This is a genomic window from Nocardia sp. NPDC004168 (assembly GCF_040610355.1).
In the GTDB taxonomy this organism is placed as follows: Bacteria; Actinomycetota; Actinomycetes; order Mycobacteriales; family Mycobacteriaceae; genus Nocardia; species Nocardia sichangensis.
On sequence record NZ_JBEXME010000003.1, the window covers coordinates 245,131 to 269,934 of the forward strand.

The 24,804-nt window shown below is 66.9% G+C and carries 22 protein-coding genes; 17 read left to right on the top strand and 5 right to left on the bottom strand.

Translation table 11 applies throughout. From position 1 onward, the window contains the following. Nucleotides 1-72 precede the first annotated feature (72 nt). The 8 genes from ABZW96_RS08140 to ABZW96_RS08175 all read left to right on the top strand — a co-directional run bounded on the left by ABZW96_RS08140 (nt 73) and on the right by ABZW96_RS08175 (nt 8,314). A complete protein-coding gene (locus ABZW96_RS08140) occupies nt 73-1,320 on the top strand; it encodes a helix-turn-helix transcriptional regulator (RefSeq protein WP_355072533.1) in 1,248 nt (415 codons plus the stop codon). Between the two features lie 332 nt (nt 1,321-1,652). Beyond that, complete coding sequence (locus ABZW96_RS08145) at nt 1,653-2,489, top strand: toll/interleukin-1 receptor domain-containing protein (protein ID WP_355072535.1); 837 nt, start codon at nt 1,653-1,655, stop codon at nt 2,487-2,489. A gap of 2 nt (nt 2,490-2,491) precedes the next feature. Next, nucleotides 2,492-2,818, top strand: a complete 327-nt coding sequence (locus ABZW96_RS08150) for a hypothetical protein (RefSeq protein WP_355072537.1) — start codon at nt 2,492-2,494, stop codon at nt 2,816-2,818. A gap of 35 nt (nt 2,819-2,853) precedes the next feature. Next, on the top strand, nt 2,854-3,138 hold the full coding sequence (locus ABZW96_RS08155) for a helix-turn-helix transcriptional regulator (RefSeq protein WP_355072539.1): 285 nt from the start codon (nt 2,854-2,856) through the stop codon (nt 3,136-3,138). A 208-nt stretch (nt 3,139-3,346) separates the two neighbouring features. Further along, nucleotides 3,347-4,018: a VWA domain-containing protein gene (locus tag ABZW96_RS08160; RefSeq protein ID WP_355072540.1), complete on the top strand. Its 672-nt coding sequence runs from the start codon at nt 3,347-3,349 to the stop codon at nt 4,016-4,018. Then, the gene (locus ABZW96_RS08165) at nt 4,018-5,016 is read left to right on the top strand and encodes a protein phosphatase 2C domain-containing protein (RefSeq protein ID WP_355072971.1); all 999 of its coding nucleotides are present in this window, start codon (nt 4,018-4,020) and stop codon (nt 5,014-5,016) included. Before ABZW96_RS08160 ends, ABZW96_RS08165 begins: the two co-directional genes overlap by 1 nt. A gap of 11 nt (nt 5,017-5,027) precedes the next feature. Then, entirely contained in the window at nt 5,028-7,073 is a 2,046-nt protein-coding gene (locus ABZW96_RS08170; protein WP_355072542.1) for a hypothetical protein, read from the top strand. A 50-nt stretch (nt 7,074-7,123) separates the two neighbouring features. Then, nucleotides 7,124-8,314, top strand: coding sequence for a serine hydrolase domain-containing protein (locus ABZW96_RS08175; RefSeq protein WP_355072544.1), 1,191 nt, complete (start codon nt 7,124-7,126; stop codon nt 8,312-8,314). Here the strand turns inward: ABZW96_RS08175 and ABZW96_RS08180 are convergent. Both ABZW96_RS08180 and ABZW96_RS08185 read right to left on the bottom strand, forming a co-directional pair. Next, entirely contained in the window at nt 8,281-9,534 is a 1,254-nt protein-coding gene (locus tag ABZW96_RS08180) for an acyltransferase (protein WP_355072545.1), read from the bottom strand. The genes ABZW96_RS08175 and ABZW96_RS08180 overlap by 34 nt on opposite strands. Before the next feature lie 20 nt (nt 9,535-9,554). Further along, on the bottom strand, nt 9,555-10,463 hold the full coding sequence (locus ABZW96_RS08185; protein ID WP_355072547.1) for an SGNH/GDSL hydrolase family protein: 909 nt from the start codon (nt 10,461-10,463) through the stop codon (nt 9,555-9,557). A 117-nt stretch (nt 10,464-10,580) separates the two neighbouring features. Between ABZW96_RS08185 and ABZW96_RS08190 the strand changes: the two genes are divergently transcribed. The 6 genes from ABZW96_RS08190 to ABZW96_RS08215 all read left to right on the top strand — a co-directional run bounded on the left by ABZW96_RS08190 (nt 10,581) and on the right by ABZW96_RS08215 (nt 17,896). Further along, the gene (locus ABZW96_RS08190; protein ID WP_355072549.1) at nt 10,581-10,961 is read left to right on the top strand and encodes a hypothetical protein; all 381 of its coding nucleotides are present in this window, start codon (nt 10,581-10,583) and stop codon (nt 10,959-10,961) included. Between the two features lie 169 nt (nt 10,962-11,130). Further along, a complete protein-coding gene (locus ABZW96_RS08195) occupies nt 11,131-12,936 on the top strand; it encodes a hypothetical protein (protein WP_355072551.1) in 1,806 nt (601 codons plus the stop codon). Then, on the top strand, nt 12,933-14,186 hold the full coding sequence (locus tag ABZW96_RS08200; RefSeq protein WP_355072553.1) for a KH domain-containing protein: 1,254 nt from the start codon (nt 12,933-12,935) through the stop codon (nt 14,184-14,186). Before ABZW96_RS08195 ends, ABZW96_RS08200 begins: the two co-directional genes overlap by 4 nt. Further along, nucleotides 14,183-16,132, top strand: coding sequence for a vWA domain-containing protein (locus ABZW96_RS08205; RefSeq protein ID WP_355072554.1), 1,950 nt, complete (start codon nt 14,183-14,185; stop codon nt 16,130-16,132). Before ABZW96_RS08200 ends, ABZW96_RS08205 begins: the two co-directional genes overlap by 4 nt. Before the next feature lie 29 nt (nt 16,133-16,161). Further along, nucleotides 16,162-17,463 carry a hypothetical protein gene (locus ABZW96_RS08210; protein WP_355072555.1) on the top strand — a complete coding sequence of 434 codons (1,302 nt, stop codon included), beginning with the start codon at nt 16,162-16,164 and terminating at the stop codon, nt 17,461-17,463. 181 nt (nt 17,464-17,644) lie between these two features. After that, a complete protein-coding gene (locus tag ABZW96_RS08215; protein WP_039804891.1) occupies nt 17,645-17,896 on the top strand; it encodes a CsbD family protein in 252 nt (83 codons plus the stop codon). A 77-nt stretch (nt 17,897-17,973) separates the two neighbouring features. Here the strand turns inward: ABZW96_RS08215 and ABZW96_RS08220 are convergent, their stop codons facing one another. After that, on the bottom strand, nt 17,974-19,164 hold the full coding sequence (locus tag ABZW96_RS08220; RefSeq protein WP_355072558.1) for a lipase family protein: 1,191 nt from the start codon (nt 19,162-19,164) through the stop codon (nt 17,974-17,976). A gap of 198 nt (nt 19,165-19,362) precedes the next feature. Between ABZW96_RS08220 and ABZW96_RS08225 the strand changes: the two genes are divergently transcribed. Next, nucleotides 19,363-20,364 carry a YdcF family protein gene (locus tag ABZW96_RS08225; RefSeq protein WP_355072559.1) on the top strand — a complete coding sequence of 334 codons (1,002 nt, stop codon included), beginning with the start codon at nt 19,363-19,365 and terminating at the stop codon, nt 20,362-20,364. 1 nt (nt 20,365) lies between these two features. On the opposite strand, the gene ABZW96_RS08230 is transcribed toward ABZW96_RS08225, so the two are convergent. Then, nucleotides 20,366-21,106, bottom strand: coding sequence for a glucose 1-dehydrogenase (locus ABZW96_RS08230; protein ID WP_355072561.1), 741 nt, complete (start codon nt 21,104-21,106; stop codon nt 20,366-20,368). 212 nt (nt 21,107-21,318) lie between these two features. On the opposite strand from ABZW96_RS08230, the gene ABZW96_RS08235 reads away from it, so the two are divergent. Then, nucleotides 21,319-22,215 (top strand): alpha/beta hydrolase, encoded by an 897-nt coding sequence (locus ABZW96_RS08235; RefSeq protein ID WP_355072563.1) that lies wholly within the window; start codon nt 21,319-21,321, stop codon nt 22,213-22,215. Nucleotides 22,216-22,261: 46 nt separating this feature from the next. Here ABZW96_RS08235 and ABZW96_RS08240 read toward each other — a convergent pair whose 3' ends face one another. Next, entirely contained in the window at nt 22,262-23,653 is a 1,392-nt protein-coding gene (locus tag ABZW96_RS08240) for a wax ester/triacylglycerol synthase family O-acyltransferase (RefSeq protein ID WP_355072564.1), read from the bottom strand. 196 nt (nt 23,654-23,849) lie between these two features. Here ABZW96_RS08240 and ABZW96_RS08245 point away from each other — a divergent pair, with 196 nt between their 5' ends. Next, nucleotides 23,850-24,752 carry a metal-dependent hydrolase gene (locus tag ABZW96_RS08245; protein ID WP_355072566.1) on the top strand — a complete coding sequence of 301 codons (903 nt, stop codon included), beginning with the start codon at nt 23,850-23,852 and terminating at the stop codon, nt 24,750-24,752. Nucleotides 24,753-24,804: the final 52 nt, after the last annotated feature.

A 24,804-nucleotide genomic window follows, 5' to 3' on the forward strand; every position in this document is an offset into this window, starting at 1 on the left:
CGGTTGCAGGTTCGCCGAAAATTCGTCGCGCGCGAGAATTTCCGGCTGGCAACGGATTCCGAGGTAATACTTATGGCAAGTGCTGAATTCGGTCGAGAACTGCGCAAGCGTCGACTCGAACAGGGGCTGGCCCTGGGCAAACTCGCCGAACTCGTGCACTACAGCAGGAGTCATCTGAGCAGGGTCGAGAACGGGCAGAAGTCGCCGTCCTCGGCGCTGGCGCGCGCCTGCGACGCGGTCCTGTCCGCGGGAGGCGACCTGCTGGTGCTGGCGCCCTCGGCGGCACAGCCGGACCTGGATCTCGATATCGACGTCGGCGGCTACTCGGATGCCGAGTGGAACGTTCGATTGCACGCGGACGGGTCCGGTGTGTTCCGGATCGGGGACTTCGGCGTGCCGCCGGTGACCGCGTTCCCCGCGACAGCCACCAGCTCCGCCGCCTCGCTACCCGGCTTGAGCGCGCTGTTCGAGGAGATCAAACGCCTCGGCCGGACCAGCAGTCCCAGCCTCGTTTTCCCCATGGCGGTGATACACGAACATGCCGCGGCCGCGTCCGCTCTGCGCAGTGCCGGTGAGCTGCGCAGGCAACTTCTGCTGCACGCCGCCCGCACCGCGGAATTCGCCGGCTGGATGGCCCAGGAATGCGGCGACGAGCGCGGCGCGCTGTGGTGGACGACGCGGGCGGTCGACCACGCTTCCGCCGTCAGCGACGAGCACATGGTCAGCTACGCGCTGGTCCGCAGGGCGGTGCTGAGTCTGTATCGCGGCGATTCCGCCGAGACGACCGATCTCACCGAGCAAGTGCTCGCCGACCACGCCGTCCATCCCCGGATCCGCTGGCTGGCCGCGCTGGGGGCGGCACAGGGCTATGCCATCGGCTTGGACCACTCGAATTCCATGCGAGCGCTGGACGAAGCCGCAAACCTTTACGACGTCGCACATCGCACTGGGGAGAACGAGCTGGGGCCCTCGGCCCTGCACGAGCGCTCTGTCCTCATCGAGGCCTGGTGTCACTACGATCTGGGCAACCTCGAGGACGCCGCCGTACTGTTCGACCGAGCGATGTCGCGGAATCCGCAGCAGTCCGACCGTGACCGGGCGCGGTTCGGCACCCGGCGGGCGTTGGTGTACGCCGCGCTCGGCGACCTGGATCGAGCGTGCGCGTTGATCGCGCCGTTGCTCGACGTCATCAGCGCGGTGGACTCGGTGACAATCCGCGCGGACCTCCTGGATTTCGCCCGTACGGTGGGCCGTTACCGCCGACATGCCGCGCTGCTCGACATCCAACCGGCGCTGATGTCGGTCCTTGCCAAGCGTTGAGTGATCGGTTGTCCGTTGCCGCTGCGAACGGCAACGGACAACCACTGTCGCCGGCCGTCTGCTCGCTGAATGCTGAAGAGCGAGCCGCAGTTCGCGGCCCGGAGGTAGGAAAACGCCGCGGGGGCAAATGATGAGGACGAGAACGCCGCTTCGATGCGTTGCGGCCACGGTGGTAGGACTGTGCCGACCTAGGGTGAATCGGCACGGCGCTCGACTTATGCGAACACCGAGCACATTCGGCGCCGGCCGGGAGGGCGAGTCGACCATAATGGGGAAATAAACCAACCAGAACCTTTCGATCCGGCGGTCAGGGGATACACGCGGTCGGATATATGACCGAACGTTTGCTGTTCGAGTCGCTCAGAGTTCGGTCCGGGTGCAGACTGTTCTCTGAAAACCGTGGTGTTTCGCTCGAGGACGAGATTCGCGACCGTGAGGCATCCGAAGGATGTTACTCGGGGGTGCAACGAACTGGTCGGTTCATCCAAATCGCTCCGTCATCCGCAGCATCTATTTTTCGCAATCGCGCAGCACTGCGCTCGATAAATCGTCCTCGAGAATCGGGTCAACTGATGGAAATATTCCTGAACTACCGCATCGTTGACAGCGTCTACGCGGTCAACGAGATATCGAAGCAGATGGCACGACACCTCGGCAGGGCGCGTGTCTTCCGGGACGTGGATTCGTTGGCCCTGGGTAGGTTGTACGCGCGCAGGATCCGCCGTGCGCTCGAGGAATGCGACACGATGGTGTCGGTGATCGGCTCGTATTGGCTCGACGCACGTGACGAACGCGGACTCCGTCGCATCGATGACGATCGCGACTGGGTGCGTATGGAACTCGTTACCGCGTTCGCGCGCGGGATACCGGTCGTCCCCGTTCTGCTGGACGACACGTCGTTGCCGAGCCCGGACCAGCTTCCGGCGGATATTCGCGCGCTATCGCAATCGCAATACTGGCATATTCGGTACCGAACGGTCGAGGAAGACGTCCGCGGTCTACTCCGGCACCTTGCTCCGGGGGCCGACATCCGGCCGGACGGGCCGGACCGCGCGGCGCAGCAGGGCCCGCAGAACAATCAGATCAACGTGGCGAAGGACGGCAGTGTCGTGCACGCCAATCAGAACGGAACCCAGAACATCTGGCTGGGCGGCCATCACAGGAGATGACGATGCACCCGTCGCCGGGACCGAACAACAATCCCAACACGAACAATCAGATCAATCAGGCCAACAACGGCAGCAGCATCTACGCCAACAACGGCGGTCGGCAGAACATCAATATTCACCAAGGCCCCCGCCGACGCGTCTGGACGTGGTACGTGCTCGCGGGATTGCTGTTACTCGACGTGGGCTTCTTCGTCTACGGCCAGTCCGCGTACACGGCCGAATCCGGGAATTCCGGCGATCTCTCGCGTGCGTTGATCTTTTTCGCGCTCTTCGTCGCCACCGTTGCCCTCGTGCGGGTATGTGTGCGTGATCTGTTCGGTCGGCGGTAGGCGCGTGCGATGAATTCTTGTAAAGGAAATGGTTCATGAGTGTCACGTTCGATCACAGAGACGATCCGCGGCCCCCGACATTGGCGTCGCGGGAGCGTCCGGCGCTGAGCAGCAGGGAGATCGAGGTACTACTGGCGTGGATAGCGTCGGACTCGAAGGTGGAAGTCGCTCGGCGGCTGTATATCTCGCTGGGAACGGTGAACACCCACCTGGCCCGGATCAGGGACAAGTACGCAGCGGTCGGCCGGCCCGCGCCGACGAAAGCCGCTCTCGTGGCCCGCGCATTGCAGGACGCGCTGATCGGCATCGACGACCTGTGACCACGGCGTCGGCGGGCAGTCGGGCAAACGGCGGCGTGGCGACGTGGATATCGCGGAGTGGAAATGCGCTGACGCCGGCGATTCGGGTGGCGCGGAGGAAAACCTTTGGGGCGCAGGGATTTGTCGGTCGAACGGTCGACAGTGAATTACCGTTTGCCCCGGTAGCATTGGCACGCCCGGGTGGCGGGGTGAAAGGGAGTGGCACCTGATGAGTGAACCGAAGGCGACAATTCTTCCGGTATATTTCGTCGCGGACGAATCGTACTCGATGGTCGACGATGTGGCGGATCTGAACGCGGGCCTGTCCAGCTTGCTCGACACCTTGCAGGGCGAATCCATGGCCGCGGCGAAGGTGCGTTTCTGTGTGCTCGGGTTCTCCGATACCGCGGTCTGTCATCTGGAACCGACCGATCTGCGAAATCTGGAAGCCATGCCGGAACTGCGGGCGCGCGGTTCGACGTCGTTCGCGGCGGCGTTCGCCGAATTGACCAACCGGATACCGCGCGACATCGCCGCGCTGAAGTCCGCCGGCTACCTGGTCAATCGACCCGCCGTGTTCTTCCTCACCGACGGTGCGCCGAATCCTGGCGAGGGCTGGGAGACCGAGCACGCGCGGCTGACGAGTTTCGCGGCCCGGCCGAACATTCTGGCGTTCGGCATCGGCCAGGCCGACGCCGATGTGATCCGGCGGGTGGCGACCAACCCGCAGTACGCGTTCATCACCGCGGCCGGCACCGACACCGGCGTCGCGATCTCGAAATTCATCACGGCGCTGACGCAGTCGGTGATCAATTCGGGCCAGGCGTTGGCGACGGGACAGGCGACGCTGCAAGTGGAGAAACCCGATAATTTCGTCTCGCTCGCCGTGGACACGGTGTGATGGGCTTCCTGAGCAAGCGGGGCAAGCGCTTGCCGGATGATCCGGTGCCCGCGGATCCGGCTGTCATCGTGAACCCGGCACCGGCGGACGAGGCGATCGGACCCACCCTTCCGAGCCGCCCGGCGAGCGAGCCGATCGTCGTCGGCGCCCCCACACCCGCGTTCGAGGCGAAGGCCATCGGCACCGAGTACGGCAGGAATTCGTACCGCGCGGACACCATGATCGACGGATGGTCACGCGGACCGTTCACCGTTCGCGCGGCATCGGTGCGTGGTTACCTGCACCGATACAACGGCGCACCGCGTCAGGACGATTTCGCGGTCACCGCGGCGCCGGATCGTGATCGACTGATCGTCGCGGTGGCCGACGGAGTGTCCGCGGCGCGGTATTCGCACATCGGCTCGACCACCGCCGTGCGCTACGCCACCCAGTGGCTGGAAGAGCAGCCGGTGGAGGCGCTCGGCGACATCGGATGGCAATCGCTGTTCCAGAACACCGCGTGGATGCTGACCGAGCGCGCCGCCGCTGTGCTGTCGCTGGCGCAGGCCGATGCCGAGCAGGCCGAGCAGGTGCTGGCGACGACGCTGACGTGTGTGGTGTGTGAGAGCGACGCCGACGGCGCGTTGTCCGCGGTGCTGGCCGGTGTCGGCGACTCCGGTGCCTGGTTGCTGTCGGACGAGCGTTTCGTCCCGGTACTCGGCGGCAAGCAGTCGTCGGACTCCGGGTTGACCTCCTCCGCGGTGAGCGGGCTGCCCCGAGTTCCGAACGAAGTCGAGCCCATCTCGGTGACCGTCGAGCCTGGCCAGGTGTTGCTGGTCGGCACCGACGGATTCGGCGATCCGCTCGGCGGCGGCGACGGCGAGGTCGGGGCATTGTTCGCCTCGGTGCTCGCCGGGCGGGTGCCATCGCACCTGGAATTCGCGCACACCCTGGATTTCTCGCGGGAGACATTCGACGACGACCGGACATTGGTGGCCATCTGGCCGAGGGTGAACTGACGGGATCGGCAGTGACGCAGCAGCGAGTGAAGGTGGGTCAGCTCGGCCCGTTGACCAAGCTGGCGGCCGGTGGTCAAGGGGTGGTCTTCAGCGCGCCGAGCGCGCGCATGCGGTACGCGAAAGCGGTGGTGTACAAGGAATACAAACCCGTCGTGCTGGCGAATGTGGCGGTCGACGTGTTGGAGGAGATGCCCGCCTACCTCGAATCGCTGCCCTTCGCGGAGGGCATGGACCTGCTCTCCCGGGTCGCGTGGCCGTGCAGGCTGGTCGAGGCGGACAACTCCGCCCAGGTGACCGGGTTCGTGATGCCCGCGATTCCGGACGAGTTCTTCATCAAGATGACCATGTCCTCGGCGGTGCGGTCGAAGACCGCGGAGTTCCAGCATCTGCTCAACGGTGACGGTTTCCTGGCGCGGCGCGGCATTCCGCTGACCGACCGGCACCGCTACGAGTTGCTGGCCGAAGCCGCCGAAGCGCTGACGATTCTGCACCGCCACGACATCGCGGTCGGCGACCTGTCACCGAAGAACCTGCTGTTCTCGTTACAGCCGGATCGGAAGGTGTACTTCATCGACTGCGATGCCATGCGGCTGCGGTCCCGGTCGGTCTCGGCGCAAGTCGAGACTCCGGACTGGGAGGTCGAGGTGGTCAATCCCGGAGAGGAACTGGCGACCGCGCGATCGGATGCCTACAAGTTCGGGTTGCTCGCGCTGCGGCTGCTGGCCGGAGACCAGAGCACCCGCGATCCGAACCGGCTGCCCGCCGCCGTGCCCGCTCCGGTGCGGGGACTCGTCGGCGCGGCCCTGTCGCCCGTACCGGCGCAGCGGCCCCGGCCGGGGGACTGGTTGCCCGCGTTGTCCCAGGCCGCGGCGCGCGCCGCCACCCGCGCGCCGTCGCCTCCGCCACGGACCACACCGCCGCGCGGAGCGGTGGCGCCCGCCATCGTCACACCGGCACCACCGGTGATCATGCCGCCGTCCGCTGGCCGCCGCCCGTGGGCGCCTCGGATTCCGACTCGGGTAAAGGTGATCTCCGCGCTCGCTCTCCTTGTTGTCGTCGTCGGCTTTCTGGCCGGCAAGATGTCCGGCGACAACGGTCCGAGCGCCGCGGGCAACCGCGCGGCGGCCGTGGCGACCGGACCGACCTCGGTGACCGCCACGATCGCCGTGGGCGCGCAACCCTGGGGCGTCGCGATCGATCCGACCAGCGCGAACTTGTTCGTTACCAACAGCGCGGGCAATTCGGTCTCGGTGATCGACACGAAGACGAATGTCACCGGAGTGGTTACGGCACCGGGAATGGTGAAGCCGACCGCGGTCGCCATAGATTCGGCGGCGGGGCTCGCCTATGTCACGAATGCCGGAAGCGCCTCCGTGTCACTGATCAACACGCGCAATGGGTCTTTTGCGGGAAGTATCCCCGTGGGCGCGGGGCCGTACGGCATCGCCGTCGACTCCGCCTCTCACACCGCTTTCGTCACGAATTTCGAGGCCGACACGGTGTCGGTGATCGACACCCGATCCAGGGTGGTCACCGCGACGATCCGGGTCGGTAGCCATCCGTACGGCGTGGCCGTCGACCCGAGTTCGCACAGCGTCTTCGTCGCCAACGCCGGTCCGCCCGGCGCCGTCGACCACACGGTGTCGGTGATCGACCCCGCCCTACCGGTCGTAGCGGCCACGATCAATGTCGGGAATCAACCTTGGGGCGTGGCGGTCGACTCCGACACGCGCACCGCGTACGTCACCAATCATGCCGACGGCACCGTATCGGTGATCGACATTCGAACCCGCGCGGTCACCGCGACATTGCGCGTCGGGCTCGGCCCGGTCGGCGTGGCGGTGGACGGGCCGCGGAAGACGGTGTACGTCACCAACCACGGCCTCGACGATGTGCGTACTGCCAGCGCTGTTTCTCTGATCGACACCCGGACCGGAAAACCCGACAGCTCGATTCGAGTGGGGAGCCGCCCGCACGGTGTCGTCGTCGATCCGGGCAACCGGACCGTCTACGTCACGAACTTCAGCGACGGCACAGTGTCCGTGATCGGTGACTGATGGCGACGCACAGCTTCCGCCATGGAAGAAGCCGATGGCCGCGGCTCATTGTGGCAGTCGTCGTCGCATACGCCACCGTCGTGGTCGTGGGCGGCGGGTCCGAGCCCGGGGCGCGTGACAACCCGGTGAGCGCCGGGGACTCCACCGCTCTCGGTCGCACGCTGGAGCCCATCGTGCGCGGAGTGCTCGACGCGCACCTCGTTCCGGGCGCGGTGGTCTACGTGCGGACGCGGGACACCGTGTGGCGACAGGCTTTCGGCACGCGAACGGTCGGGCGGAGCGATCCGGTGACCGTCGACGACTTCTTTCGCGTCGGTTCCACCACCAAGACTATGGTCGGCACGGTCGCGCTGCAGCTGGTCGGGGAGGGCAGACTGGCCCTCGATGATCCGGTGTCGAAGTACCGGCGCGGCGTTCCGAACGGCGCCGGCATCACGATCGCCGAGCTGCTGAACATGCGCAGCGGGTTGTTCAGCTATAACGAAGCACCTCAGCTCGCACGAGCGATGGACGACGCCCCGGGGCGCACGTGGGAGCCGGAAGAGCTGCTGCGGCTGGGGTTCTCGTCGCCGCCGTATTTCGCCCCCGATGCCGAGTTCCGCTATTCGAATACCAATACGATTCTGTTGGCCTCGGTGCTCGAGCAGATCACCGGTGAGGACATCCGCTCGCTGCTGACGAATCGCATCTTCGTTCCGCTCGGCCTGACGAACACGTCGTTCCCAGCCCTCGGCGACGCGTCCCTACCCATGCCGTCCCCGCACGGATACCTCTACGGCACCAACGAGTCCGCGCTCACGTCACCGCGGTTGCCCGACGACCAGCTCGCCGCGGCTCGCGCGGGATCACTACTGCCGACCGACGTGACGAACCTGGATCCCTCGTGGATCGGGGCCGCGGGCGCGGCGATCTCGACCGCGGCGGATCTGGCTGCCTACGTGCGCGAGCTGGTCGGTGGCGACCGCCTGCTCGGGCCCGCGCTCCAGGCGCAGCGCCTCGACAGCGCGGCTCCGTTGAGCCGGAGCGATCCGGCGGACATCCACTACGGTCTCGGACTCGAGTCGTTCGGGCCGCTGCTCGGCCACGACGGGGCGATCCCCGGGTTCCAGACGTTCATGGGCTATGACCCGGTCACCGATATCACCGTCATCGTGTTGTGCACACTGCGCGACGGGCCCGCGGGCGGGCGGCCCGCGAACGAGATCGCCTACGCTTTCGCGCGCACGCTGATCGGCGGCTGATCCGCAGCGGTGGCCGCACGACGCGGCCGGTCACCAGGTGGGCGTCCGGCGAAGCGTCGCATGATGGGCCGGTCCATACCGTGGTAGATGGCCGCCGCGGCGAGGATCGATACGACCAGTACGACTGTCGCCCACAACGCCCAGCCGCCGATCGAGTACCGGTGCCCGCCGATGAACAGCCGGGTGACGATCACCATGACCGGGAACTGGATCATGTAGAACGCGTACGAGATGTCACCGAGCCAGACCAGCGGCCGTCTGGCATTGAGGCCGGAGATTCCCGCCAGGTCCCGGGCGGCCAAGGTGGCTATCACCGCCGTCATCGGCGCCACCAGCAGTGCGGACATCTTGTAGTTCACCGGGACGAACCAGGTGGCGCCGTAGGCGAGGACCAGCGCTGTCAACGGTGTGGTCAGCCGCGTATTGCGCCAGAGACCTTCGGCGACGAGACGGGCGGCGATGACTCCGAGGTAGAACTCCGGCAGTCGTGATGCCGGGAAAGGGTAACTGAGCCAATATGACGTCGGGATCGGAATATCGGGCTGCGCGAACCATTGTGGTGAGGCGTGAATTTCGAACTCGGGCGAGACATCGCCGCGCAGCAGCCTCGGCGCGAAGGTGTTGGCGATGCCCTTGGGGCCGTCAGCCCACAGGTAGAAACCGGTGTGCAACGCCAGGATCGCGACCAGCAGCGCCGCCACCGCCCACCACAGCCCGCGTCGCGGAATACGCGCGACCATCGGGTAGGCCAGGGGAAAGCTGAAGTAGAACAGCAACTCCGCGCACAGCGACCAGGACGGGACGTTGAGCCCGCCCACGGTGGTCCACTTCGGCACCCAGGTGTGCACGAGCAGGACATTCGGCGCCCACACCACCGCACGGCCGAGCGGGACGCCTGCCGCGACCACGAACACCAGCGCGGCGACCAGATGGGTCGGGTAGATCTTCAGAATTCGGCGGCGATAGAACAACCGCACCGGCATACCTTCGCGAAACGACCAGTAGATGACGAAGCCGGAGAGCGCGAAGAAGAAGGTCACCCCCGCAGCGCCCTGCTGCATCGGAGCAAAAGTGTGAATGGTGCGGAACAGCTCCGACTTCTGAAACGGATAGGCCGGGATGAAGACCAACGCGTGCAGGACGAAGACGGCGAAAGCCGCCCACCACCTCGCGCCGGTGAGCGCGGGCAGCTCAACGGCCGGACGATAGTCGGACGGCATGGGCGGGCCGTGCGTCGCGCTCAGAGCCCGAACCGCTGGCGCACCTGCACGGCGACGGCGCCGTTGCCCTGCGCGTTGGGGTGCACCGGGGCGCCGTCGAACGGCGAGTCCGCGCCTGCGAGCCCGCTGATCCACGGCTCCTCCGAGCAACTGGCGTGCCCCGCGGTGATCGCACGCACGTCGACGAACTCGATGCCGAGCAGCTGCGCGGCGGCACGTTGCGCGTCCTGCAGGCGATCGAGATAAGCGATGTAGCCTTCCGCGCGCGGCTGGACGACCCGACCGACCACGGCGAGATCCATGCATGCCGCGGGCTGCCCCGGTGGGAAGATCTCCGGGTATCCGACGAGCGCCACCCGCGCGTTCGGGGCGTAGTAACGCACGAACGTGACGACCTCGCGTACGCGGTCCGCGTAGGTCGCGCCGGTCACCGCGTGGTAGTCGGGCAGCCGGTTCTGCTCAGCCGCGTCGAGCCCGCACCCCTCGACGATGTCGAGGAGACAGTCGGTCGAGGGAAACGCGGTCCCGCTCGACGCACCCCAGATGTCGTTCAGGCCCGCTTGGATCAGGACGGCACGTGTATCGGACCCGAACGCGCCCTGCGCGTGGGCCTTTCGCGTCTGATGCACGAGCGTCCAGCCGTTCCCGGTGTCGATCGTGCCGCCGTTGCAGGACACGTCTACGAATCCGGCGGTGCCGGAGAGTCTTGTCGATATGGCGAGTTTGTTCGGCCAAGAGTTCGGTGACCGAGCGCACCCGTCGTCGGCATGGCCGAGGACGGGCGCGGTGGCGGTGAACGAGTCGCCGAGGACGACCAGCGTCGCGGCGCCGGCCGGATCGGCCGTGGCGGTCGTGCCGGAGGGCAGGGCGAGCAACGAGATCGCTACGAGCGCCGCGGTAGCCGTCGATCTACCTCGGACGGATCTCATCGCACACCCAATCTTTCGACGGCACAGGAGGTTCCAGTATCGCGTCGGGCCGCCGCGCGCCGCTGTCGGTCGAACGGCCGACTGCCGTGGGTACCGTGCCGGCACTAGCGTTGCCTCGTGCCTGCTCTCCGATCCGAATCCCGTCGGTTGCCGCTCGCGTTGGGCATCGTCGCGCTCGCGATCGGCGGATGCGCGCAGCCGTCGGAGTCGGAGCCCGCCGCACCGGCAGCGTCGACGTCGGCCACGAGTCCGACTTCCGCCGCGGCGCCCGCGCCGGTGTCGCCGATCGCTTCGGAGCCGATCGCTTCGGCGCCTCCGGAGGCTTCTGTTCCGGAGGCGGCTCTGCCGGAACCGGACGTGCCGGAACCCTTGGCCGAGCCCCCTGTCGGCGTACGCGTCCCGCAGCCCGCCGCGCCGCAGCCCAGACCCGCGCCGCAGCAGCCCGCGGAGCCGCCCTCCCTTCCAGACCCCGGTTTCGAGCCGCGTTCCGGGTACTGACCTCCGCGCTGACACATGCCGGAAGAATGGTGGCGAGCGTGCGCGATTCGATTCGGCGGCGCACGCGCGGAGCACGCCATTGCCGAGGAATGCGAAGACTCGGCAAGATATTGCTCGATATCCGTCGAGCTCGGCAAAATTTCACTCTTTCGGGCATGCTTCGCCAAAGTTGCTCAGCGGCAACATGTTCGGAAGTATAATCGGTGGTGCGGGCGTGCATATCCGCACCACCGCCGGGGTGATGAGGTCTATTACTGTGCTCGTGAGCGCCTACAGAAATGCACCGCTGCGGCATCGAATATTGAAGGGCTACGTTATCGTCGCGGACGATATCGATGAAATGCATCGAAAGTTGCGACGATCGTCTCCCGCGTCGTCCGGCGGGGAGTACCCACGAGTGTGTTTCGATGCGAAGCGGCCGGGTTGTCTGTGGATCGACACGGGGCCGGTCTGGGTCAGTGATCCCACGCAGCGCGCCGAGGTCGTCGGCGCCCTGGCGGAGGCGGTCTCCGCTGTCGCGGAAGGAGCGCGGAAGGCCGGTGGGTCGCTGATGCCGTCGGGCATCTCCTGGGGCGTACCGCCGCATCGCCGAGTGTGCGCGGACAGGCATTCCATCGAGATCGCCGACGATCTGCAACGCGAAATTCTCAGCAACCTCATCCGGCGCTACGTTCCCGAACTCATCGCGCTCAGCGGGCGTGCGCTGTTCGTCGGAGGTCGTGTCGCCGGACGTGGCTCGCTTCGCCTGGCGGAATCGAAGGACCAGGTCTCGACGAGATATATCGCATCCGCTTCCGCTCGGCATTTGCGGCGGGTCGAGCAGGCGCTGCGCCGTGATGACCGCGTCTCGGGATTCGCTGTGATGGACGTGAATCCGGTGGGTGACGGTGAGTTGGGAATCCCGAATGTCAGCGTCCGATGCCTCGATGCTCAGGTCTTTCCGAGTTCAGCTGTCGCGCAGGCGGTATTGCTGCAAGCACTCGCGGTACGCGCGCGGATGATGCAGCGGGACGGACGGCGTATGCCCGCCGTCCCGCAGCGCATGCTGGACCGGAACCGATCGAACGCCATCGCGAGGGGGATGAGCGGGGAATTCGAGCACGAGGTGGACGAGCAGCGCAAGTCACGCGAGCAGGCGACCGTTCGCCGCTCGGCGGCCGTTTCAGTGTCCGATCTGCTGGACGACCTGGATGCCGAACTGCGCGCGATGCAGATCGAGCCGCGCGAGATCCTGCCTTTGCTCTCCGCACCGGAACTCGCGAAACTGCACCCGGAGTACGCGCAGACCGAGAACGACTTGCTGGCTGTCTGGAGCCGCCGTCGCCGAATCGGAAGCGATGAGATCGCGGCATTGCTGAGAGACCGCGCGGCGTTGGTCGACGACCAGCTGACCAAGCACAACAGGCAGGTTGCTCCGGGCAGCCTGGGCACCTTGGAGGCGGCATGGCGCACCAGACTTACCGCCCGGCCCCCACGACGCTCGGCGCCGAACGGACGTAAAGGGCCCGCCAGGCCCGCTCGTCCGCGTCGGTCGGACGACGAGATCATCCGCGAGTTGGACGAGTTGACCGAGCAGCGCGACATGGATGAACTGCTGCGGGCTCTGCTGTCCGGTCGGCCGCCGCGAAATCTGGCTCCCGCGCTGTCGCGGCTCGGTCGTGGCAAGGAGGTTCGCCGGGTGCTTCGGCAACCGAACGCCTCCGTGCTCGAACTGGGCGGGCGCGAAGAACTCGGCGACGGCATACCGGACGAGCTGAGCGGTCGGTTGTCGCGGCACGGCCGCGTCTGCGTGCGGCTCGACGTGGCCGAGGCCGAACGGAAAGCCGCCGTGGACGCGATGCTGGGTCTGGCCCGCAGACTGCCGAAGGGAGTGTGCGCCGGATTGATCACGAACCAGGTCTACGTGCGCAAGACCGATCGCCGCGTCAGCATCGAGATGATCGTCTTGAACTCCACCGCAGCGGAGCGGTCGTGAATCGGCCGGTCAACGTCGTGCTGGACATCCGCCAGACCAGCGATCCGCCTACCGACGCGGCCGAATTGCGCGAGTTGTGGACGCGGGTCGAAAAGTATCTGGCCGGCACCAGTCTGCGCGCCACGGAGAAGGTCGTCGTCCCGCTTCGGGACGATCAGACCTGCGTGCTGTGGATACAGGATCGACTGCGCGCTCCCGACCGGGTCGACGACACCACGGTCTTCTCCATACGAGGTGTCCTGGAGCCCGCGACGGTTCGGCACAGGTGCACGACCTGCTCGGCCGCCGGCGTGGTCACCTACGGACCCTTCCTGTGCAGCGGCTGTGACCAGGGCGATCAGCCGGGCCGGGTGTGCGACGAGCATGCCGTCGTGATCGAAGGTCGCATGACCGCGACCTGCGCGCGCCACCGGCCCGCCTGCTCGTGCGGAGCGGCGGCCACGTTCTGGTGCAACGGGGAACTGTGTCGCGGACGCAACGCGTTCTGTGACCGGCATCGGGTGGGGCACCCCGGCGGCGTGGACATGTCGTATTGCCGGGATTGCTTCCGGCAGAAATTTCCGGATTGCGCGGCGCAAGGATGCAATTCGACCGGAAGCATCGCCTGTGAGTTCGTCGTCGACGGCAGACGCGCGACTTGCGGAAACGCGGCATGCGCCAGGCACGCGTATCGCTGGCAGATATTCGGGCCGCACAAGCGGGGGCTCGGGCTGTGCCCGGAGCACGCGCTGCGGTTGAAGTCGCTGGAAGACCGTCAGATCGTCTTCCAGATCGTGGCGGGAACCGCGAATCGGCGGCGGGGCCCGCGCACCGATAACCGGCGCACATACCTGCGGCTACCGCGGTTGACGATCGTCCGGCATATCTTCATCAATTCTCGTTCCCGCAAACTGGAAATCCATTCCATCGATCGAATGTTCGGCGAACTCCAGCACGACAACCGCACCGACGGCGTCATGCGGCGTCTGTTGCAGGAGCACGAGAAGATACGCAAAGAGGATCTGGCCGCTGCCGAGCGAGATGGGGCACGCGGTCGCGAGCTGTTCGACAAGCTCACCGCATGGTTGCGGGCACGTGGCCGCGCCGAGGTGGCGAACCACATCAGTTTCGCGGACTACCGGCCGCGGTCCAACTTGCTGTTCGTCAATGTCGAGCCGGAATACCTGGGGCGGTTCATCGGTCGCGGCGGCGCGGAGAAGCGAGCGGTGTCGAACGACCTGGGTGTCAGGGTCGAAGTGGAGCGGAAATGACATCGACCGTGTGGGACAGTCGGCGGCACACATTGCGGGTCGCCCGGGGAGACGGCCTCGTCACCGGCAACATCGTCGCCGTCGGCGCCGGGGATCGGGACGACGTGGGCGGCCGGGGAGAAAACGCTCGGGTGGGCGTGCTCGAGGTGGGCGCCGACGCGTCCCGGCAGGCTGCGGTGCGGATCGTCGCCTCGGCTTCCGTCGACGAGGGTTGCGTCGTCGTCAGCACGGAATTGGTCGACGAGCTGCGGCTGGAAGTGCTCGACGAGCACGGATGGCGCCTGAGCGCGACGGCCTGCGAGCCCGCCGCTCGGATAGTCCTCGAACCGCTCACCGAGAACCGTCTCGACGACGTCAGCAGGCAGTTGCGCAATGCGAAGGACATCGTCGGCCAGCAGATCCATCTCGGCAGCGGTGACGCGTGGGTCTTCGCCGACGGCGAGTCGTTCCGGGTGCGGCAGGTCTTCGACCGCTCCGGGCGGGAGCGAACGGACCTCTGCTATATCGACCCCGAGACCGAACTGGACGTATTCCTCGCCGGCAATCGCAACGGGGTCGACATCGTGATCCTCGCCGATTGCAGTGGTTCGATGAGCTGGGACGATATCGAGGACCACGCCGACGTCGTCCGGCTCGGGCTGCGCAGGAGATCCAACTACATCTCGCGGATGGATGCCCTGAAACGTTCGCTCATGGACATGGTCGAGATCCGTCGGCACGTGACCGGGCGGGTGGCCCGCATCGCCTTGGTGAAATTCACCACTACGTCGATGTGCGTCTTCCCGAGATCGGGCTCCATGGCCGAGATCCAGGGCCCCGACGACGAGCGGACGTTACGAGAATTCCAGGGCGCCATCGGTTTGCTGCGACCGGAGAACGCGGCGACCGACATCGGGCAGGCCTTGCACTTCGCGTCCGATCTGCTGCACCGCCACGGCGTGCCGGGCAACGACCGGTTGATCGTTCTGGTCAGCGACGGAGCCGATTGGAAGCAGCAGGGCGAGGAAACCGCCGGAGAGGCCGTGGTCGCGATCGCCGATCCGGTCTCGTTGATGGAGGAATTGCACGAGTTCCTCAACATCAACCTTCATGCCGTCGGAATCGGCGATCGCGACACGTTCATGCGCTGGTGGCAGACGAACCGGCCGGCCGGACACCAGGATCCGCACATCAGTGTGATTCCGAACCACACGCTGCTGCGGGAACTGGTGCAGGTGGGTGGTGGCGACCCGAGCCGCACCGGCGGGGTGGACGTACTCCACGGCTACTTCGCGGATCTGGGCACCGGTGTCGCGCATCATGTCGGCAAACCGTCCGACCCCGGCGGCGCCAGGCTGCAGTCGACGATCGACACACTCCATCCCGCGGGTCGCCGGATCGACAGCGAAATGAGCGGAAAGCTCGCGAGCCTCTCGGAGGAATCGCTGGATCTGCGGACCCAGTTGAACGATCTCTCGCGCCGATGCGGTGAGAGCGATCTCTTCGGGCATGTGCACCACAACAAACTGCTGCACCTCGGGCGTCCGCTGCACGGTGCGCGTGATTTCACGTCCTGGATCATGGATTGCCATCACGCGTTCGGCGAGACGTTGGATCGGCGGCTCAAAGGCGAGCAACCCAAGGAACCGAAGGACCGGTACGGAATCGACGGCGTCTACGACAAGATCCGGGATTGGCGGATGGACGCGGTGCGGCGGTTCAGGAACGCCGACGGGCACGCGTTCGTCGAGGGACGGGACGCCGAATTGCTCGGCGCCGTCTGCCTCAAGTTGACGGGCCGGAAGGTCCTCGCGGACGACGACGCCGAGTCGTGGACGAGGTTGCAGGTCGGCTTGCTGGCAGGCGTCATCGAGGTGCTGCGCAACGTCAAGACCGTGCTGGAGAACGCCCCGCTGTCGGCGAGGGCGGAGCAGTATGCCGAGGTGTTCTCCGTCGAGGGCTATTAGTCCTGTGATCACCGGACGCAGGAGAAGCCGTGGCCGCTGACGTATTCGCGTGCCTGATATTCCGGGCGCGCTGGAAGGCCGAGCGAACGCCGTCGTCTCGTGGCTGGTCGCCGGGTCCCCTCCCGGTGCCGATCCCGGCCGTCGAAGCGGCGGCGGGTCGTGCAGGTGAATCGGTGGTTGCCGACCGCAGCGCTCGGACCGGGTACTTCTCCGCCCGCGTGCACGACGCGCTGTACAGCGCGCAGGACACCGGGGCCACCGGCCGTTGGCACAGACGGTCGAGCGGCGAGCCGCCGGAATGGACAGGTGCGGTAGTCCACGACTGGGAATTGCTGTTGGACGAAGAAGGCGGCTACGCCGTCGCGCACGTGCGGCTGCCTCAGCAGGCTGTCGAGGTGCTGTCCGAACTCACCAAGGTGCGCGGAGAGGGCCGCCGATGGCTGTCCGCGCTCGTCGACGACGTGACTTTCGAGCCGGTGCGACCGCGCGTCGTCACTCACTTCTGCTGGGCGGGTGATCGGATACCGGAGCCGATTCCCGATCCGGCGGCCCTGGCTTCGTGGTCCACGATGCAGCGATGGCAATGGTTTCTGGCCTCCGGTACGTCGGCGGCGGACGGGCTGCCCGACCCCGCCGATCCGCGGATCTTCGCAGGCACCGTTCACCTCTCGAGTGATTGGCGCGCGGCGATTCTGCGGGACGGCGTGACCTACACCGCGCTGACCTCCACCGAGGCCACCGATTTCCACGCCGTCGCGCGCGCCTACGTGCGGTCGATTCATCTGGACGCCGTTCTGCTCGGCTTACTGCAATTGAACGCCTTGCACCGCATCGCGGATCGGATCGCGGGCATCCGGGTCGACCGCACCGGCGCTGGGGCGGTCGAGTCGCTGGAGGCGGAGATCCTCGATATCCGCGCGCGGTTGTGGTGGAACAACGTTTCCGAGCGTGGAGTGCAGGTCGCGGAGGTGCTGCGCGCCTTCCAGAATCAGCACCGGATGGCCGATCTCTACGCCCAGGTCGTCGCCGACCTCGACGATATCTCCCGTTACCTGCAAGCGCGCCGTGCGCGGCTGGAGGACGAGGCGCTCGCCGACGCGCAGGCACGACAGCGCCGCGCCGAGGAGCGCCATCGCGTGTCCGAGGATCGCGATCGCCGCAATCAGACCACCATCGCGGTGATCTCGTTCGTGCTGTTGCCGTTCGCCGTCACCTTCAGCGGCGCTGCTGTGCTCGCCGATCCGAGTGTGTCCGCCTTCGCGTGGAGTATCGTCGCGGCCCTCGTGTTGTCACTTGCCCTCGCGGTCGCTTCCTTTCTGCGTGATCGGTGACCTGAGCGGCCGGATCCCTACGGGAATTGGCGGGCTCCGGGCAGCGGTTCGTACGGCTGTTCGCGTCGCGGTCGCGCGGGAACGAGTGAAGACAACCCGTGGCAGCGCTCACAAGGTGATTGGCTCTGCCGGTCCCGGGTATGCGACCCATGTCAGCCGACAAGGAATTGGGAGGTATGTGATGCCCGAGCATCGGAGCGGACCCCTGGAAGCTGTCGAAGGTGTCGTCGAGGACGCCAAGGGGAAGGCGAAGGAAGCCGCTGGCGTCGTCACCGGTGACGAGGACCTGAAGAAAGAGGGTCGCGCACAGCAGGACAAGGCCGAATCGCAGCGCGAGGCGGCGCAGAAGGAAGCCGAGGCCGAAAAGGCCCGTGCGGAAGCAGATCTCGACGAGGCCCGTCAGAGCGCGTACGAGAGCGGCAAGGACGCCTAGCTCCCGCGAGATTCGATGTGGCCGTTTGGCGGAACGGCCCGTCACCGGCCCGGCGGTGAACCACCGCCGGGCCGTTCTCAGCAATTACTCGGCGCGGGAACACCTTTGAAGCGCGCTTCCAGCCAACTGAGCGCGGACGGTACGCCGAGCACCGCGGCGGACAGATGGTCCGGGCTCGGGAATTTCTCGTATTGCACTCGCGCACCCGCGGCGCAATACCGCCGAACCGTAGCGTCGACCGACTCAACCGGGATGAGAGTGTCCTGCTCCGCCCGCCATTGGTAGCTCGGCGTGGCCGGGATGTCCTCGTAGAGTTCGAGGCTGTTCTCCTCGAGCACCTCGCGTGCGCGCTTGTCGTCGGCCAGTGAGTTCGAGGCCGCGACGTCCACGATGCCGCGGCCTGCGCCGACCAGCAGGATGTCGTTGGTGCAACTGTTGGCGATCCGATTGCGGACCGACAAGCCGAGCGAATTCAGTTGGTCGCTCACCGGCAGCCGCGTCGGGTACTCACGCTCCAGCCCGAGGGCGGCGGCGAAAGCGAGACCGAACACCGCGTGCGGCGCGTAGCCGAGGCCCTCGATCATCTTGACCAGATTCATGGGCACCCCGCCAGAGGCGACCCCGACGAGCGACAGTTCCGGCGCGTAGGTCGGCGCCAGCGCGGCCGCCCACGCGCTCGCCATGCCTCCGCCGGAATAGCCGAGCAGGCCGACCGGGCTGTCCGCCAATCCGAGTTCGGCGACCCGCCGTGCGGCGCGGATGCCGTCCAGCGTGATCATGCCGCCGAGTTTGGCGGCGCCGTAGGCACTGGTGGGTCCGAGGTGGTCGGGGAGAGCGACCGACCAGCCGCGCAGCAGGAGGGCATTGAGCGCGGGCGCTTCGCGGATCGACAGGTTGGGGTCGCTGGTGTAGAGCACGCGCGACACCGTGCACTGGGTGCCGAGTGCGTTGATGATGTGCTGATAGGACAGCAGTGGCCTGCCGGGGGTGGGATTCTGCGGCGTCAGCACGGTGGTGGTGGCCGCGATCGGCTCGCCCGCGGAGTTGGTGGAGCGGAATTTGATCATCGTGACCGTCGAGCCGGGAAACATCGGTAGCGCGGGCATCGGGCGGACGGCGAGGACGTCGCCAGGCCCGGCGTGGTCCAATCCCGCCGAAGCGGCGTAGAACGGATCCGGATCCGGTGCGGGGTAGATCGGTTGCGCCGCGGCCTGCGGTGTGATCACACAGAGGGCGGCCGCTGCGGTGGCAATGAATAATCGAAGCATGGTTTTCGTCGACTCCCCTTCATCACAACGTGCTGTTCAGTAACGCTGGTGTGCTGAAGCCGAATGCAGCCGGACACCGGTCGCTCGCGACCGATGCCCGGACCTGCACACTGTAGGGGACGATCGGGAAAAAGCCGAGGTCGCCGCGCCGCTCGTCGACGGGGGGCGCGCCGCGCGCCCGTCGGCTACCGTGACCCGGTGCTTTTGCTGGTCGTCGGCGTGGTCCTGCTCGGTGTGTTCGCGGTGCGATTCGGCAGGGACCGCAGGCGTCTGGGCCACGGCGTGTTCCTGCTCCTCGGGCTGGGGTTCGTCGGCGCGTGGGTGGTCGGCCGGATCATCGAGGGCGAGCGCACGGTGGTGCTCGCGCCGCTGGTGGTGCTGCTGTCACCGCTGCTGGTGCTGGCGCTGGCCGGGTTGTCGATCGCCAACGGCGCGCAGTTGGTGCGCCGTGAGGGTTGGCGTCTTCCGAATCTGTTGCCGCTCGGACTCGGTATCGCCCTGTTGACGCCGTACGTGGTGCTCGTCCTGGCACTGCTGACCGAAAACATTTGGCTGGTAGTGCTTCTGGCGTCGCTCACGATGACGATCAGCTACGTCGGATTTCTGTTCGCGGCGTTCCTGTTGTATTCCCTGTGCTACGGACTGTTGCCCTACCGTCCCGGGATGGACGCGATCGTCGTGCACGGCGCCGGGCTGGTCGACGGTGAGGTGCCGCCGCTGCTGGCCGCGCGCCTGGATCGGGCGATCGAGGTTTACCGTGACGAAGCCGGTGCTGGGCGCGCCCCACTGTTGATCGCCAGTGGCGGTAGGGGAGACGACGAGGAGGTCTCCGAGGCCTCGGCCATGGGTGATTACTTGATCGACCGGGGCGTGCCGGAAGACCGCGTCGTGCTGGAAGACCGGTCGGGAACGACCGAGGAGAATCTGCTCTTCACCAAACGGCTGCTCGGCGAGCGCGGTCCCACTACGCGCATGGTGCTGGTGACGAGCAACTTTCACATGTTGCGCACGGCGATCCTGGCCCGCCGCCTCGACCTCGACGCCGAGGTGACGGGCGCCAAGACCGCCTTCTACTACTTGCCGAGCGCCTTCCTGCGCGAGTTCGCCGCGCTGCTGGTGGCCTACAAGTGGAGCAACGCGATCGTGGCCGTGGCGCTGGTGTCGCTTCCGCCGCTCGCTCTGCTGGCCACCCGCGGGTGACTCAGAAGCTCTTGTGCGGAACGCCTACGGTGAGACCGCCGTCCACCACGAACTCGGCGCCGGTCGAGTACGACGATTCGTCGCTGGCCAGGAACGTCACCAGCGCGGAGACCTCGGACGGGTCGGCGCCGCGGCCGAGCGGGATCTGGAGGAAGTCCTCCGGGATGTTCTCGGTCATCGGTGTACGGATCAAGCCGGGGTGCACGGAATTCACTCGGATCTTGTACTGCGCCAGCTCGAGCGCGGTGGATTTGGTGAGCCCGCGCACGGCGAACTTGGTGGCCGTGTAGCCGTGCAGGCCCGGGCTGCCGCGCATGCCTTCGACGGAGGAGATGTTGATGATCGAGCCGCCGCCTGCATCGATCATCGCGGGCGTAGCGGCCTGCATCCCGAGGAATGTGCCGGTGAGGTTGATGTCGATGATCCGTTGCCACTCGGCCAATTCGAACGCGACGAGCAGGTTGCCGTTCACGATGCCCGCGTTGTTCACCAGGACACTCAGTGACCCGAAGCGCTCCACCGCCGCGCCGACGGCTTGGCGCCAGTCTTCCGGCTCGCGCACGTCGAGGTGGACGTAGGCGGCGTTGTCGCCGAGTTCCGCGGCGACCGCGGCGCCTTCGTCGTCGAGCACGTCGCCCAACACCACGCGCGCGTCCGCGGCGACCAGGGCCTTGGCGTGCGCCGCGCCCATGCCACGCGCTCCGCCGCTGATCAACGCCACCTTGCCGGTCAACCGCCCCATCCGGGGTACCTCCGTCTCTCGATCTGCCTGTAACACGTTACAGAAAATGCGCCTGGTGTCGACACGTCTCGCGACAGTAGCCCAGGCGGTCGCCGGTGACGGCGTGATCGACCGCGCGTCCCGGTGAGCGGGCCGTCGATGCCATTCCTGTGCGCCGCAGATATGGAACGTGTTCTAGAATTGCGGAGGTGTGACCACTCGGGAGGTGCGCTATGACGAACCCCGGCCGAAGCGTGACGCGGTTCGGCGGACGTTTGCGGGTGCCGGATATCGCCGAGGTGCCCGGTGGCCGCCTGGTCGAGCTGGCGGGTCGAGGCCGGACCTACGTGGTCGACATCCCGGGGCCCGAGCACGCGCCCGCGCTGGTGCTGCTGCACGCCACCGCCTGCACCGCGTACCTCACCTGGTTCCCGTCGCTGGCGGAGCTGGCCCGGCGGTACCGGGTCATCCTGTTCGACCAACGGTGGCACGGGCGCGGCATCCGCTCCGAGCGGTTCACCCTGGAGGACTGCGCCGACGACGTGGCGGCCGTGCTCGACGCGTTGGAGATCGACCGAGCCATCTGCGCAGGGTTTTCGCTGGGCGGAATCGTCAGCCTGCTGGCGGGACGTCGCCATCCGGACCGAGTGAGCGGGCTGGTGCTGTGCGCGACGCCCTATCGGTTCCGCGAGAAATGGCGCGAGCACGCTTTTCACCGGACGTTCGGCGCTGTCGCCGCCGCTGTGGAGCAATACTCCTACCGTCGTGCCGAGAAGCTCGCGGGCCGTCTGCCCGAGCTTCCCGAGATCACGTGGGCGCCGGGACGGTTGGATCGCTGGGCGCTCGGCGAGTTCCGCAGCACCAGCGGGTGGGCGCTCACCCAGGTGCTCGCCGCGGTGGGGCGCTTCGACGCGACCGCGTGGTTGCCGGAGCTGACGATGCCGACGGCGGTGGTGATCACGACCCGAGATCGCGCGATTCCCGTCTATCGGCAGATGGAGTTGGCGACGATGATTCCAGGGTCGAGCAAGCATCTGGTCGCGGCCGGGCACGCGTCCTGTGTGTTGGAAGCCGATCGTTTCGTACCGGTGCTGCTCGAAGCCTGTGCGGCCGTCGCCGCGAAGATGTGACTCGGCGGGTCCCGTCCGGCGGCGGTGGCGGACCGGGACCCGGCGCTCAGCCCGACGTGCGTGCCGCGGCGAGCAATTCGGCGACCACGCCGGGAACGGCGTCGGCCAGCGCGGCGATGTCGGGCACCAGTTCCTTGCAGGCGATGAATCCGAAATTCAGCTTGTCGTTGTTCGACAGCACGGTCACCGTCAGGCCCGCGCCGTGGAACACCGGTCCGAACGGGTACATCCCGTCGACCCGGATGCCGAGGAAGTACAGCGGCATCGGCGGACCGGGCACGTTGGACACCACCAAGTTGTGCACCACCGGGTGCTTCTCCGCCAGCTTGAGCGAGGAGTACATCCGTGCGGCGAGCCGGAAGGTGTTCGGCGGGGCGTATTTCGACCAGTCCTGCAGGAAGTCGGCACCCATCACCTCGTGCTCTTCCTTGGCTCCCCGGTTGGCCTCGGCCACCTCGCGCAGGCGTTCCACCGGGTCGGCGATGTCGGTGCCCAGCCGCGCGAACAGCGTGGACACCTTGTTGATCCCGGCCTTGTGCCGGGTCGACTCGTGCACGGACACGGGTACGGACGCGATGAGCGAGCGGTCCGGCAGCTCGTCGCGCCCGGCCAGATAGGCGCGCAGCGCACCGGCGACGACGGTCAGCACCACGTCGTTCACCTTGACGCCGAACGCGGAGCGGATCTCCTTGACGGCGTCGAGTTCGGCCTCGGTGAACGCGACGGCGCGGTGCGGGGTGATGGCGAGATTGAACGGCGTGCGGGGAGCGGAGAACGGGATGGCCATGCCCGTCTTGTTCTGGCGACGGCGCTGCGCGAAACCGGCGACTACGCCGACCGTTTTCGGCAGCATCCCGACGATGCCCGCTCGGGTCGGGAACTTCACCACCGCCTCGGCCAGTAATTGCCAGTCATTCGGTTTCGGCTCGGGGCGCCACTCCTGGTCGGGTACCTCCTTGGCGGCACCCGGCTCCAGATCGCACAGGTGCATCATCAGGTCGGCGCCGGTGATGCCGTCCACGGCGGCGTGGTGGTATTTGCACACCACCGCGACCTTCCCGTCGTCGAGACCCTCCACCACGGACATCTCCCACAACGGGCGGTCGCGATCCATGGGGCGGCTGGCGATGTCCCCGACGAGTTCGGCCAGTTCGCGGCGTCCGGCCGGCGCCGCGATCGCGATGCGGCGGACGTGGTAGTCGAGGTCGAAATTCTCGTCCTCCACCCACACGGGATGGTCGAGGTTCAACGGCACCTCGTACACGCGGCGGCGCATCTGCGGAATCAGGGGAAGTCGCCGAGCCAGTTCGGCTTTGAAGCCGTCGAACGAGTAGCCGCCCGACGACGGGTCGAGGATCAGCAGCGCGCAGACGTGCAGATGCTGGGTCCCGGTTTCCAAGTAGAGAAAGCTGGCATCCAATCCGGTCAATCGTTCCATAGCAAAAGACTACTAGAACACGTTCTAATTTTGGGCCGGAAACGGCAGGTGTGACGACTGTCGCGGGTGGTGTCACCGTACAGCGGTGCGTGACGCTTTTGTGTGTTACCGAAAGTTCCACGTATGTGTATGATCCTTGCTACGGATATGTAGGAATCGCGCGGCGACGCGGGCGCGTGAGGATCGAGGAGTATCGATGAAGCTACTTCGCAGGGCCGGGCGGCGGCCCGACACCGACCCGGGCGCCGTGGCGCTGCACGCCCGCAACGTGCGCTTCGACTGGTCGGACACGCCGCTGCGCTGGATGCCCGCCGAGCCCATCGCCTCGCATCTGATCAACTCGCTGAATCTCCTGCTGCCCGAAGGGGAGCGCATGTTCTGCGCCGCCTACGCCGAGGCGCTGCCGTACGTGCGGGACGAGCGGCTGCGGGAGGCGATGCTCGGGTTCATCGGTCAGGAATCGATGCACGCCGAGACGCACGACAAGGTGTTGCACGAGGTGCTCGCCGCGCACGGCATCGATCCCGAGCCCTATCTGCGGCACGCCGAGTATCTGTTCCGCCGCACGCTCGGGCCGAGAGATGTCGAAGGCGTCGCCGAACGGCAGGTGATGGTGGAGCGGCTGGCCTTCATCGCGTGCCTGGAGCATTTCTTCGCCTACCTCGGCGACTGGGTGCTCAACGCGGATCTGGAGCGGTTCGGCGCCGACCCGCGCATGGCCGACCTGTTCCGCTGGCACGGGGCGGAGGAGGTCGAGCACCGGCACGTCGCGCACGACGTGGCCGTGTACTTCGGGGCCGGATACGTGCGGCGCGCGGCCCTCATGCTGCTGGTGTTCCCCATCTTCCTGACGTTGGTGGTGCGCGGCACCAAGTTCCTCGTCCACCAGGACCGCGACCTGCCCGATTACGGCTATCCGGGGCTGCTGATGCGGGCCTTCGGTGCGATGTGGCGCGGCGCGTTGCCCGGCGTCCCCTCGCTGCTGTGGAGTGCGTTGAGCACGTTCAGGCCCGGCTACAACCCGGAGACGGTCGGCTCCACCGCTCAGGCGGTGGCCTATCTGGCAAAGTCCCCGGCGGCGCGGGCGATCGCCTCGTGAGGTCGCCGGTTCCCGATCAATTGCCCGCAGACCTGTTCGGCAGACGCGAGCG

Bases quoted from the DNA above. Each gene is read 5' to 3' on its own strand.
- ABZW96_RS08140 (WP_355072533.1), top strand. From the start codon at position 73: ATGGCAAGTGCTGAATTCGGTCGAGAACTGCGCAAGCGTCGACTCGAA.
- ABZW96_RS08145 (WP_355072535.1), top strand. From the start codon at position 1,653: ATGACCGAACGTTTGCTGTTCGAGTCGCTCAGAGTTCGGTCCGGGTGC.
- ABZW96_RS08150 (WP_355072537.1), top strand. From the start codon at position 2,492: ATGCACCCGTCGCCGGGACCGAACAACAATCCCAACACGAACAATCAG.
- ABZW96_RS08155 (WP_355072539.1), top strand. From the start codon at position 2,854: ATGAGTGTCACGTTCGATCACAGAGACGATCCGCGGCCCCCGACATTG.
- ABZW96_RS08160 (WP_355072540.1), top strand. From the start codon at position 3,347: ATGAGTGAACCGAAGGCGACAATTCTTCCGGTATATTTCGTCGCGGAC.
- ABZW96_RS08165 (WP_355072971.1), top strand. From the start codon at position 4,018: ATGGGCTTCCTGAGCAAGCGGGGCAAGCGCTTGCCGGATGATCCGGTG.
- ABZW96_RS08180 (WP_355072545.1), bottom strand. From the start codon at position 9,534: ATGCCGTCCGACTATCGTCCGGCCGTTGAGCTGCCCGCGCTCACCGGC.
- ABZW96_RS08185 (WP_355072547.1), bottom strand. From the start codon at position 10,463: ATGAGATCCGTCCGAGGTAGATCGACGGCTACCGCGGCGCTCGTAGCG.
- ABZW96_RS08205 (WP_355072554.1), top strand. From the start codon at position 14,183: ATGACATCGACCGTGTGGGACAGTCGGCGGCACACATTGCGGGTCGCC.
- ABZW96_RS08215 (WP_039804891.1), top strand. From the start codon at position 17,645: ATGCCCGAGCATCGGAGCGGACCCCTGGAAGCTGTCGAAGGTGTCGTC.
- ABZW96_RS08220 (WP_355072558.1), bottom strand. From the start codon at position 19,164: ATGCTTCGATTATTCATTGCCACCGCAGCGGCCGCCCTCTGTGTGATC.
- ABZW96_RS08230 (WP_355072561.1), bottom strand. From the start codon at position 21,106: ATGGGGCGGTTGACCGGCAAGGTGGCGTTGATCAGCGGCGGAGCGCGT.
- ABZW96_RS08235 (WP_355072563.1), top strand. From the start codon at position 21,319: ATGACGAACCCCGGCCGAAGCGTGACGCGGTTCGGCGGACGTTTGCGG.
- ABZW96_RS08240 (WP_355072564.1), bottom strand. From the start codon at position 23,653: ATGGAACGATTGACCGGATTGGATGCCAGCTTTCTCTACTTGGAAACC.
- ABZW96_RS08245 (WP_355072566.1), top strand. From the start codon at position 23,850: ATGAAGCTACTTCGCAGGGCCGGGCGGCGGCCCGACACCGACCCGGGC.